Annotated in this window: 6 protein-coding genes; 3 read left to right on the top strand and 3 right to left on the bottom strand. The window is 68.0% G+C overall.

What is annotated here, in order from left to right:
• Positions 1-134: 134 nt before the first annotated feature.
• The 3 genes from KI385_RS01285 to KI385_RS01275 all read left to right on the top strand — a co-directional run bounded on the left by KI385_RS01285 (position 135) and on the right by KI385_RS01275 (position 7,571).
• Positions 135-1,940, top strand: a complete 1,806-nt coding sequence (locus KI385_RS01285) for a M28 family peptidase (protein WP_238570389.1) — start codon at positions 135-137, stop codon at positions 1,938-1,940.
• A 189-nt stretch (positions 1,941-2,129) separates the two neighbouring features.
• On the top strand, positions 2,130-4,370 hold the full coding sequence (locus tag KI385_RS01280) for a HelD family protein (protein WP_238577512.1): 2,241 nt from the start codon (positions 2,130-2,132) through the stop codon (positions 4,368-4,370).
• A gap of 327 nt (positions 4,371-4,697) precedes the next feature.
• Positions 4,698-7,571 (top strand): peroxidase family protein, encoded by a 2,874-nt coding sequence (locus tag KI385_RS01275; RefSeq protein WP_238570388.1) that lies wholly within the window; start codon positions 4,698-4,700, stop codon positions 7,569-7,571.
• Between the two features lie 21 nt (positions 7,572-7,592).
• Here KI385_RS01275 and KI385_RS01270 read toward each other — a convergent pair whose 3' ends face one another.
• The 3 genes from KI385_RS01270 to KI385_RS01260 all read right to left on the bottom strand — a co-directional run bounded on the left by KI385_RS01270 (position 7,593) and on the right by KI385_RS01260 (position 12,584).
• Positions 7,593-8,984 carry a hypothetical protein gene (locus tag KI385_RS01270; protein ID WP_238570387.1) on the bottom strand — a complete coding sequence of 464 codons (1,392 nt, stop codon included), beginning with the start codon at positions 8,982-8,984 and terminating at the stop codon, positions 7,593-7,595.
• A gap of 91 nt (positions 8,985-9,075) precedes the next feature.
• Positions 9,076-10,812 (bottom strand): thiamine pyrophosphate-binding protein, encoded by a 1,737-nt coding sequence (locus tag KI385_RS01265; RefSeq protein ID WP_238570386.1) that lies wholly within the window; start codon positions 10,810-10,812, stop codon positions 9,076-9,078.
• A 62-nt stretch (positions 10,813-10,874) separates the two neighbouring features.
• A complete protein-coding gene (locus KI385_RS01260) occupies positions 10,875-12,584 on the bottom strand; it encodes a thiamine pyrophosphate-binding protein (protein ID WP_238570385.1) in 1,710 nt (569 codons plus the stop codon).
• Positions 12,585-12,682: the final 98 nt, after the last annotated feature.

Below are 12,682 nucleotides of genomic sequence, written 5' to 3'. Positions count from 1 at the left end.
CGGGTCATGAACATGCCGCCTCCTGCCATGCAACGCACCGGATCGCCGGAGCCGGCAGGACGGCAATCCGCTGCCATGATCCGGCGCTCCACCAGAACCTCCGTCGGCAGAACTCGCTACCCCCTCAAGGAGCCATGGTGTTACGAAGACTCGCGGTGACCGGCGCACTTCTCGCCGTCACCCTCGGAGCGGCTGCGCTGCCCGCAGCCCCCACGGCCGCAGCCACGCCGCAAGCGGATCCGCCCCCCAAACCGCTCGCCCGCGTGCTCCCGGCGGCCGACCATGCCCGCATACCCGTCCCGCACAAGGCGGCGAGCACCATCGCGGCCCCGGACATCGATGTGGCCAAGGTCCAGGCGCATCTGACCGAGCTGAACAACATCGCCACCCGCAACGGCGGTACCCGCAGGTCCAGCGGGCAGGGCTACCGGGACTCCGTCGCCTACGTCAGGAGCAAGCTCCAGGCCGCCGGATACACCGTCACGGAGCAGCCCTGCACCTCCGGTTGTGCCACCGGGGCCGGCCCCAATCTGATCGCCGAATGGCCTCAGGGCGATGCCACCATGGTGTACATGTTCGGCGCTCACCTCGACAGCGTCGGGGCGGGCCCGGGCATCAACGACAACGGCTCCGGCTCGGCCGCGCTGCTGGAGACGGCCCTCACGTTGGCGGAGCAGAATCCCGCCATGGCCGCCCGGGTCAGGTTCGGTTGGTGGACGGACGAGGAGCAGGGCCTCAACGGCTCGGACTTCTACGTCGGTTCCCTCTCGTCCGCCGACCGGTCGAAGATCAAGGCGTACTACAACTTCGACATGATCGCCTCGACCAACGGCGGCTACTTCATCAACCACCTCAACTCCACCGCCGCACAGCCCATGAAGGAGTACTGGGACTCCCTCAGCCTCCAGCCGGAGGAGAACACCGAGGGCGCCGGGCGCTCCGACGACTACTCCTTCGAGCAGGCGGGCATCCCGACCTCCGGATACGCGATGGGCGCCGGCGCCAGAAAGACCTCGGCCCAGGCCACCAAGTGGGGCGGCACCGCCAACCGTGCCTACGACTCCTGCTACCACCAGTCCTGTGACACCACTGGCAACATCAATGCCACCGGACTGAACCGCAGCGTCGACGGCATCGCCTACACCCTCTGGAAGCTCGCCGTCACCAACTCCACCCCGGCGAACGACTTCTCGCTGGCCGTCAGCCCCGCCACCGGCAGCGTCGATCCGGGCACCTCGGCCACCGCGACGGTCTCGACGGCAACCACCGGCGGGTCCGCCCAGACGGTGAAACTGTCGGCCTCGGGCGCTCCGGCCGGTGTCACCGTCTCCTTCAGCCCCACCACGGTGACCTCCGGCAGCAGCTCCACCATGACGGTCGGCACATCGTCGAGCGCGGCACCGGGCACGTACACCCTCACCGTCACCGGCACCGGGTCCGTCACCCACACCACGACCTACACCCTGACGGTCAAGGGAGCCGGCGGCTGCACCGGCCAACAGCTGCTCGTCAACGGCGGGTTCGAGAACGGCACCTCACCGTGGACGGGCAACACCGGAGCGATCGGCGCCTACACGGGCCAGTCCGCCCACAGCGGCAGCAGATTCGCCTGGCTCGGCGGCTACGGCTCCTCCGCCACTGACTCTCTCGGCCAGACCGTGACCGTGCCGTCCGGATGCGGCAAAGCCACCCTGACCTACTGGCTGCACATCGACACCGAGGAAACCCAGAACGTCGCCTACGACACCTTCAAGGTCAAGGTGGGTAACAGCACTCTGGCGACCCTGTCCAACACGGACGCCTCGAACGGCTACACCCAGCGCACCCTGGACCTGAGCCCCTACATCGGACAACGCATCACACTGACCTTCACCGCCACCGAGGACGCCAGCCTCCAGACCAGCTTCGTCGTCGACGACGCCGCCCTGCAGACCGGCTGACACCTCGTGGGCCGCGGCCCACAGCCGCGCAGTTACTCTCGCGCGACACAGAAATACCCCGGACCGAATTGGCGGCCGGGGTATTTCTCTGCGTATATTGGGGGTTTCTATGTCTCAATGCCTAAAAGACATAGTCCCGTTCTTCATTTCGAAGAGTATCGGAGCGGAGTCGAATTGTCAAACGAGGAATTGCGGAATGAGCAGGAATTCATTGATCTGCTCTACGAGCGCCTCGCCGAACTGCGGGCCGGAGTCGAGACGGCGGTGCGCAAAGCCCTGCCACAGGAGGGGAGCAACTTCCAGGCACGACTGGAACGCGATGTGCTGGTGACCGAGCGGTCCCGTCTGTTGGCAGCCTTCGACGCCGGTGAGAACGGCCTGTGCTTCGGCCGGCTCGCATTTCGCGACGGCCGCGATCACCACATCGGCCGTATCGGTATCCGGCGCGATGACGCGGACCGTACGCCGCTTGTCATCGACTGGCGGGCCGAGGTCGCCCGCCCCTTCTATCTCGCGACCGGGCACACTCCGATGGGCCTGCGTCGCAGGCGTCACCTCACCACCGAGGGCCGGCGGGTCACCGCACTGCACGACGAGATCCTGGACCTCGCCGATACCGTACGCACCGGCCACGAGGGAGCCGACGCGGACGCCGTGTTGCTGGCCGCGCTGGACGCGGCGCGCACCGGCCGGATGCACGACATCGTGCAGACCATCCAGGCCGAGCAGGACAGGATCATCCGCGCTCCGCACCACGGCATCCTCGTCGTGGAGGGCGGCCCCGGCACCGGCAAGACCGTCGTCGCACTGCACCGCGCCGCCTATCTGCTCTACGCGCACCGCGAGCAGCTGGCCCGCCGTGCCGTGCTGATCGTCGGTCCCAACCCGGCATTCCTCGGCTATATCGCGGAGGTGCTGCCCTCGCTCGGCGAGACCGGGGTCCTGCTCGCCACACCCGGCGAGCTCTTCCCGGGCGTGACCGCGACCGGGACGGACACCGCCAGGGCCGCCGAGGTCAAGGGCAGTGCTGCGATGGCGGAAGCCCTGGCGCGCTTCGTACGGGACCGGCAGACCCTGCCCGACCCCGTGACCGTCATCGACCACGAGGACGGTGAACTGCGGCTGGACGCGGACACGGCGTACGAGGCACGGCGCCTGGCTCGGGAGACCGGACTGCCGCACAACCTGGCACGCCCTCACTTCGCGTTCCGCGTCATCGACGCGCTCACCGCCCAGCTGGCCGACCGGATCGGCGCGGACCCCTACGGCGGGCCGAACCTCCTGGGCCCCGACGACATCGCCCAGCTCGGCAAGGGCGTGGCCACCAGCCCCGAAGTGCACCGCGCCATCGAGGAGTTGTGGCCTGACCGCACGCCACAGCAGCTGGTCGCCGACTTCCTCGCCGACCCTGTCCACCTCCCGGAGGCCGACGCGGACGCGATCCGCCGCACGGACGGTGACTGGACCCCCGCGGACATTCCCCTGCTGGACGAGGCCGCCGAACTCCTCGGTGAGGACGACTCGGCGGCCCGCGCCGCCGCCGAGGCGCAACGCCAGGAGCGGATCGCGTACGCACAGGGCGTGCTCGACCTCTCCTACGGCTCCCGCACCCAGGAGTTCGAGGACCGGGACGATGAGGATTCCGAGGTGCTGGCCGCGCACGACCTGGTCGACGCCGAACGGCTCGCCGACCGGCACGAGGAGGCCGACCACCGCAGCGCCGCCGAACGCGCCGCCGCCGACCGCACCTGGGCCTTCGGCCACATCATCGTGGACGAGGCGCAGGAGCTCTCCGCGATGATGTGGCGCCTGCTGATGCGTCGCTGCCCGACCCGCTCGATGACGCTGGTCGGCGACCCGGCGCAGACCGCGGAGCCGGGCGGCTGCGGCGCGTGGGAGACGATCCTCGCGCCCTACGTCGACGACCGCTGGCAGCACGTCAGGCTCGGTGTCAACTACCGCACACCGACCGAGATCATGGAAATCGCGGCCCAGGTGCCTCGGGCCACGGACCCCTCCTTCGAACCGCCGCGCTCGATCCGCTCCACGGGCATACGCCCATGGGCGCGCCGTGCCGACGACGTGGCGCGCGCGGTCGCCGAGGCCGTCGCGGGGGAGACCCGCAACGAAGGCCGCCTCGCGGTGATCGCCGCACGCTCCCGCCACGAGGCCCTGTCCGCCGCCCTTCCGGCCGCCTCCACCGGCCCTGCCCCGGATCTGACCGGCCCGGTGGTGCTGATCGACCCGCGGCAGGCCAAGGGCCTGGAATTCGACGCGGTGATCGTCGTGGAACCGCAGGAACTCGGGGACAGCGACCTGTACGTCGCGCTCACCCGGGCGACGCAACGGCTTGGCGTGGTCCATGCGCGGCCGCTGCCGGCGGGCCTGACGACGCTGTCGGCGCCGGACGCCGTCCCGTCCGACCGGTGACGGCCGGATGCGGGGCGCCGCACGACCACATGCGGCGCCCCGCACCCGAGGGCGGGCCGACATCGTCGCCGCGGGCGGGCGTCCTCCAGGAGCTGAGGCCGGAGTCACCCGTTCGGCACAGCGTTCCGGACTGCCATTCGCCGAGAGCGCGGCCTTGGATGCACCCATCTGCCCCGCATCACATGGCACCGTCCGCCGAAGAGCGCAAAATAATCAAAAGTGGGTTGATAACACACATTTGGCGGCAGAGTGGCCGCTTCGTTCCGCCGTGCCGTGATCGTGTCCGCGCGCCCCACGAGAGGGCGCCACCGTCAGAAGGAAGCAATGATGCATGAGGACGGGCAGTACGAACGCTACGCCGGTGGAACGCCCGAGACCGAGCGGCTGCTCGTCGAGCGGCTTGTCCGCGACCTGATGCGGGTGCAGACCAAGATCAAGAAACGGAGCGGGGCGACCGACCTCGCCCGGACCTTCCACGCGAAGGCCGTCCTCGGCGTCGAGAACGCCCGGCTGACGATCCATGACGAGCTGCCCGACGACCTGCGGACAGGTTTCGTCCGGCCCGGCGCCGAGTACCCCGTCACCGTTCGGCTCTCCAATGCCAGCGGCGCAAGCCAGCCCGACTCCACACCCGACCTGCGCGGTGTGGCGCTGCGGATCCAGACGGGGTCCGACGAGGCCCATGACCTCCTCATGACGAGCTTTCCGGTCTCCCACGCCCGCAACGCACACGAGTTCGTCGCGTTCGCGAAAGCCATGGCGGGTGCCGACTCGATGCCCCGCAAGGCGTTCGCGCTGTTCGTCAAGTTGCCCCTCGCGGTCGGCCGGCCCACGGCCGCGCGCATGCGGCGCAACGTACGCGCCGGATCGCGGCGCGAGGTGCGCAGCCTCGCGCTCGAAACGTACTGGAGCCGCGGCGCCGTCCTGTGGGGCGATGCCGGACCGGTGCGTTACCAGCTCCGCCCCGCCGGGGGCGCGCCCCCGGCCCCGTCCCCTTCCCGCTCCCGCAACGACCCCGACCGCCTGCGCAGCGAGCTCGCGCAGCGCCTGGGCGCGGCGGACATCGTCTTCGAGCTGTGCGTACAGCGCTACGTGGACAGCAGGCGCACGCCCATCGAGGACGGGGCCGTCGAGTGGAAGGAGAGCGATACGCCGGTGATCCGGGTGGCAACGCTGACCATCCCGCGCCAGGACGTGAACACCGCCACGGCACGCGCCGCCGCCCTGCGGGTCGAGCAGCTCGCCTTCAACCCGTGGAACACCACCGAGGAGTTCCGCCCCCTGGGCAACCTCAACCGGGCCCGCAAAGCCGCGTATGAGGCCAGCAGCGCCCTGCGCCAGGGGCACCGCTTCCTCACCGAGGAGCCACGCCGCAACGTCGTGCTCGGCATCCCGCTGCGTGCCGGATTCCGTGCTCTCAACCGGTTCGTCCCCTGGCATCGGCTGCCCACGCGGCTGAGCCTGCTCAACCTCGTGGCCCTCCGGCAGGCGCTGCGCCGGGACAACCTGATCGATACCGAGATCCCCGAGGCCCCGCCGAAGACGCAGTCGGTGCCCGAGCCCGTCGATGAGCGACTGCGGGTGGCACGCAGCTACGACGGCACCTACAACGACCTGTCCGCGCCGAAGATGGGCGCCGTCGGTGCCACGTTCGGGCGTAACCTCCCACCGGTCTACCGCCCCGACCAGTTCGACAGCCCCAATCCCGTCACCGTCAGCAAGCAGCTGCTGCACCGTGACACGTTCCTGCCCGCCCGGTCGCTGAACGTCCTGGCCGCCGCGTGGATCCAGTTCCAGGTGCACGACTGGGTCAATCACCAGCGCTACCCGGTCGGCACGAAGAGCGTGGAGGTGCCGCTGCCGCCCGGCTCCACCTGGCGTAATACCCCTGGCGGGCCGTCCGAAAAGGTGATGCGCTTCGCCGAAAACAAGGGCGTGCACGCGCCCGGCAGCCTCGGGCCGCCCGCCCTGTTCGCCGACACCGCCTCCCATTGGTGGGACGGTTCGGAGGTCTACGGCAACGACCGGCAGCTGGCGATGTCCCTGCGGGAGCCGGACGGCGGCGCCGCGCTGCGCCTGGAAGAGGGGCATCTGCCGCTCGGCCCCAACGGCCTCCCGCTGACCGGCTTCAACGAGAGCTGGTGGCTCGGCCTCAGCGTTATGCAGACCCTCTTCGCGCGCGAACACAACGCCGTGTGCGAGGAGTTGAGGCAGGCGTACCCGCATATGGACCAGGACCGGGTCTATCACACGGCGCGGCTCGTCGTCTCCGCCCTCATCGCCAAGATCCACACCATCGACTGGACCCCCGCCATCCTGGCCACCGAGGCGCTGGAGATCGCCTTGACGACCAATTGGCAGGGGCCGCCGAAGAACTGGCTCACCCAGCTGGGCATGTGGCTGATCGAGGCGCAGGCGCTCACCGGCATCCCCAAGAGTCTCCCGGATCAGTACGGCGTGCCGTACTCCCTCACCGAGGACTTCGTCACCGTCTACCGGATGCATCCGCTGATCCCGGACGACTTCGAGATCGTCGACCACCGGTTCGGTCACCGCATCGACACCCTGGGCTTCCGTGATGTGCAGGGCGCCGCCGCGGAACCCCTGATGCGCAAGACCGGCCTGGCGAACTCGCTGTACTCACTCGGCATTGCCAACCCCGGAGCGATCAAGCTGCACAACTTCCCGCGCGCGCTCCAGGAGTTCGAACGGGACGGCGAGGTGATCGACCTGTCCGTGGTCGACCTGGTGCGCACCCGGCGCCGCGGCGTTCCGCGCTACAACGACTTCCGTAGCGGCCTGCACAAATCGCGCATCCGGCGCTTCGAGGACGTGTCCTCCGACAAGGAGACCGTCGCACGGCTCAAGGACGTCTACCGCTCGGTCGACGACATCGACACCATGGTCGGCCTTTTCGCCGAGAATCCGCCCGAGGGATTCGGCTTCAGCGACACCGCATTCCGCATCTTCATCCTGATGGCCACCCGGCGGCTGCGGAGCGACCGCTTCCTCACCGTCGACTTCCGGCCCGAGGTCTACACACCGCTCGGCATGGACTGGATCGAACACAACAACATGACGAGCGTCCTGCTGCGGCACTGCCCCGAGCTGGCGAGCTTCGTGCCGCGCACGGCCAGCGTGTTCGTACCCTGGCGCCCGATCCTGCCGACCCGCAACAACTCCGGGGCCGGCCGCGGCTGACGCTCGCACACCGCCCGTCCGTCAACCGGCGGTGTGCCAGTGGCGATCGTGCATCTGATGGGCCTCGGTCAGCCCGTCGCGGAAGAACCGCTCGTAGTAGCCGTTCTCGACGTGATGGGCCTGCAGCCAGACCCCTGGCGCGTGGATCGTGTCGCAGTGTGCGGGAAAGCGTCCGTGGGTCTCGTAGATGTAGGTGCAGATGTCGCGCGTGCAGGCGATGACATCGGCGGAGTAGTCGCTGGCCTGGCGCAGATACTGGGCGCCGAACTCGCCTCGGTAGATGCGTTCGAACAGCCCCTCGTCGTTGTAGATGCCCATCGGTCCGAACTTGTCCGCTACGACGGCGTCGACCGCGTCACCCATGGTGTCGTAGTTCGGCGGGCACATCGCCTTGATCAGATGCTCCCCGTTGTGACGCAGGCCGACCGTGGTCGCCCGCAGGTCGGCGTAGCGCGGCAAGGGCACCTGCCACCGCAGGAGGTCGGCAGGCCTCCACCGGGGCGTGGTCCAGTCGAAGCCGAGCATCGCACCGTAGGTGGCGCGGAACTTCGGATCGCCCAGCATGATCGGCGGGGCGAGCGAGGCATGGATCCACGCCCCGAGTCCCATGGCATCCGCGGTGAGCATGAGGTTCTGCAGCAGCAGGTCGGCCTCGATCTGCGTGCGCATCGCCCAGATGGTGCCGAGCGGGAGCTTGATGTCCTTGTTCACGAATCCCGACGTCATCCACTTCTTCACGCCCGCGGGGCGGTAGAAGTTCCGGTCGTCGACGATGGTCGGCCGTGCTCCGTCGGGCTGGGTCAGCAGGTACATCATGCCGTTGATGTACTGCCGGGACAGGTCCACCACCGGGAACAGCACGGTGGTGCCCGGCAGGTTCGACAGGAACCGGTTGGAGTCGAGGTAGGCCGGGAAGTCCCGGTTCCCGTGCGGTACGTCGATGCGATGGTCGAGCAGCTGCACCTTCGCCTCGGCGGCGCGTGCGCACAGGGTCTCCACGTCGAACACCGTCGGTGAACCGTCGATGGGAGGCGGCAACTTGCGCAGGAAGTAGGTGCCGGTGTCGTTGATCAGAAAGAAGTGTGTGCCTTGGGCGTTGTCGGGGCTTCCCGCGGTCCGTCCGGCCATGTTGAGGTTGGGTTTGGCCATGATCGGCTTGCCGTTGCGGGGGTCGGCGAACGGACGGTCCGGCATGGTGAGGCCGGTGCACCCTGTCATGGCGATGAGCAGGGCCTCTTCCAGTTCCGTCAGGGGCGTACGCGGTTCGGAGGAGGTCCAGCTCATCGAGCCGGCCTCGACGGAACTGCCGCGGCTGACCCGGTGGGTGCGGCGACGCCAGATCGAGGTGAGCAGTGGGTGGTTCATGAGGGCGTCGAGCCCGGCATGGTGGTGAGTGCGCATCTGGTCGGTCATGCGTATGTCCCTTCACGGCGGCAGCTCAGCCGGCGTGCCCTGGCCCGGGCGGGCACTCGGTCGTCGGCCGGAGCTGGGACGAGGTGGTGGGCTACCGGTCGCGCAAGCGTGCTTCGAGGGTCTCGACGAGACCGGCGATCACGCCGTCGGGCGAGGGGCTGTAGTGCGGGACGGCCCATCGCGTGATCTTGGCGTCGATGACGCTGGGCCGGCCGGAAGCCAATGCCGTACGGAAGGCATCCTCGAACTCGTCGAGCGTCTCGACGCGGTAGCCGTCAGCGCCGCACGCGCGCGCGTACGACGCGAAGTCCGGGTTCTGGAACTCGACGAGACCGGTCTGCCCGTATGTCGTGATCTGAAAAAGCTTGATCAACTTGAACTCCTGGTCGTCGAAGATGACCCAGATCACGGGGATCTCGTGCTCGACGGCCGTCATCAGCTCAAAACCGGACAGCGAGTAGCACCCGTCGCCGCAGCCGACGACGACGGTCCGTTCCGGGTGCGCGACCTTCAGGCCGATGGCGCCGTTGACGTGCCCGGCCATCGGTCCGAACGAACCGGCCTTACGGAAGTTCTGCCCCTCCTCAAGCTCCACGTAGTAGCCGAGCCAGGCCAGATGGGCGCCCGCGTCGGCGAGCAGAACACCTTGCGGCGGCAGCATCCGGCCGATCGCCTGGGCAAGCTCTCCGGGGTGGATGTTCCCGGTCAGATGGGTGATGTGCCGGGCCTCGTAGTCCCGGCCGTCGACCTCGACCGCCGGGACCTCGCCGACTTTCTTCTCCAGCGCCTCGATGAGTGCCGCCACCGCCGGACGCGCATCGGACAGGAGCGGGTAGTCGGGCCGGTAGGCCTTGTGGAACTCGGTCTCGGAGATGTTCACATGGATGAGCAGCTTGTTCTTGAACAGGTCTTCTCGGTAATTGAATGTGGCGTGCTGGTTGAGGGAATTCCCGATGCACAGCACGACGTCGGCCTCGCGGAAGGCCTTCCAAGCGCTTGAGTGACCACTGTCGGCAAAGACGCCCACCGAGAGCGGGTGCCCCTCGGACACGATGCCCTTGCCGTCCAGCGTGGTCAGCAGCGGAATCTGGAACCGTTCGATCAACCGCTTGATCTCCGTCCCCGCTCCACTGCGAACAGCGCCGAATCCGACGAGTGCCACGATCCGCTGCCCCTGTGCGAGGGCGTCCGCCAGCACCGATGCGATCTCCTCCACGCGTGCCGGGTCGGGCAGCACCGGCGCGATGTCGAGCCGGATGGGCCGGAAATTCGTCACCTCGACGCCGTGATGGGTCAAATCCTCGGGCACATGGATGTGCACCGGACCGGGCCTGCCCTCGAAGGCGATATTCACCGCTTCCTCAAGGACGTCGCAGGTGTCGGCGACGTCGGTGAGCAGGAAGGACTTCTTGGTCGTTGCCGCGAACATGGCCTGGGAGTCGGGCGTGCGGTTCATGCCCGAGGTCTCGTTCAGCGAGCCCCAGCCCCGCCAGTTCCGCGCCGCGTATCCCGAGACGGCGAGCACCGGATAGGAGTCGGACATCGCCACGGCCAGCCCGGAGAACAGGTTGAATGCGCCGGGCCCGGCCGTTGCGAAGCAGAAGCCCAGCCGGTTGGTGTACATCGCGTCACCACAGGCCATGAACGACGCGGCCTGCTCGTGTCGCGTGATGACCGGCCGGATCTGCCGCGAATGCTTCAGCGCCAGCATCAGGCCGGCGGCGTTCTCCCCGGCACCACCGAAAGCGGCCTGCACGCCGACGCCTTCCAGCCCCTTGACGATGGCCTCGTAGACTCTCATCGGCACTCCCTCATCCGTGCCCTTCATATGTCCCCGAGGTTCCGGTGTCGCGACCGGTGCGGTGGCCCGCCGCGGCGTTGCCGGTTCCCTCACCCGTGACGGAACCGGTCCTCAAGTGCCTCCCAGATGCCGGGGACCACGCCTTTCGGCGACGAGCTGTAGTGCGGAAGAGCCCACCGGGTGATCTTGGCGTCGATCACTGTCGGTCTGCCCGACGTGAGTGCCGTCTCGAATGCCGCCTCGAACTCCTCCAACGTCTCCACCCGGTGGCCGTCGGCACCGCAGGCCTTGGCGTACGCAGCGAAGTCCGGGTTCTGGAAGTCCACCAAGCCCGATTCGCCGTACGTCGCCACCTGATACAGCTTCACGAGCTTGTACTCGTCGTCGTTGAAGATCACCCAGATCACCGGCACGTCGTTCTGAACGGCGGTCATCAACTCGAAGCCGGACAGCGAGTAGCAGCCGTCGCCGCACCCGACGACGACCGTCCGGTCGGGCTGGGCCAACTTCACGCCGATCGCGCCGTTGACGTGCGCGGCCATCGGCCCGAAGGTGCCCGTCTTACGGAAGTTCTGGCCCTTCTCCAGGTCCACGTAGTAGCCCAGCCACGCCAGATGCGCCCCGGCATCGGCGAGCACCACACCGCGCTCCGGCAACATACGGCCGATCGCCTGCGCCAACCGGCCCGGATGGATCGCGTGGGGATGGCGCGGTATGCGTCGTGCCTCGTAGTCCTGGCCCACGACATCGACGGGCTCGACCGCGCCGACCTTCTTCTCCAGGGCTTCGGTGATCGCCTCGACCGCCAGACGCGCGTCGGAGACGAGTGCGTGCGCAGGGGCGTAGGTCTTGCCGATCTCGCTCGCCGCGATATTGACCTGGATGAGTACCTTCCCGTCGAACAGATCCTTGCGCAGTCCGAACGTCGCATGCTGATTCAGTGAGTTGCCGACGGCCAGGACGACGTCGGCCTCGCGGAACACCTTCCAGGCGCTCGCGTGGCCGCTCTCCGAAAAGACCCCCACCGCCAGCGGGTGGGTTTCGGCGATAACACCTTTGCCGTCCATGGTGGTGACGAGCGGAATCTGGAAACGCTCGACAAAGCGCTGCACCGCCGCCTCCGCGTGACTGCGGATCGTGCCGAAACCGGCGAGGACGACGATCCGGCGCCGGTCCCGCAAGGCGTCCGCCAGCACCCCGGCGATCACCTCGACCTGCTCCGGCTCGGGCCGCACCTGCGCCACGTCCACCCTGACGTCGTGGTAATCGTCCACGGTCACGCCGCGGTACGTGAGGTTCTGCGGAACGTGAATGTGGACCGGACCCGGCCGCCCTTCGAAAGCGAGGTTCACGGCCTCTTCCAGCACATCGCAGGTATCGGCGACATCGGTGATCAGATAGGACCCCTTGGTCGTCGCGGCGAACATCGCCTGCGAGTCGGGCGTACGGTTCACACCGGAGGTGTCGTTCACCGCACCACGCCCGCGCCAGTCGAGAGCGACGAAACCGGTAAGGGCCAACACCGGATAGGAATCCGAGAGTGCGACCGCAAGGCCGGAGAACAGATTGAACGCGCCGGGACCGACGGTCGCGAAGCAGACCCCCAGCCGGTTCGTGTACATCGCGTAGCCACACGCCATGAACGACGCGGCCTGCTCATGCCGGGTCATGATCGGCCGGATCTTCCGCGAATGCTTGAGCGCCAGCATCAAGCTGGCGATGTTCTCACCATTGCCGCCGAAAGCTGTATCGACCCCCGCGCTTTCGAGCCCCTTGACGACAGCCTCGTAGACCTTCATGGCACTCCCATCGATTCACGCCTCCCGCGTCGCCTCGGGGCAGCCCATCGACATTCGGTCCCAGAAACGGAAAAAGCGACACGAGGTCGGAAAGTTAT

This window comes from Streptomyces inhibens (assembly GCF_022221585.1).
GTDB classification, from domain to species: Bacteria; Actinomycetota; Actinomycetes; order Streptomycetales; family Streptomycetaceae; genus Streptomyces; species Streptomyces inhibens.
This window is presented reverse-complemented; position numbering and strand designations above follow the sequence as displayed.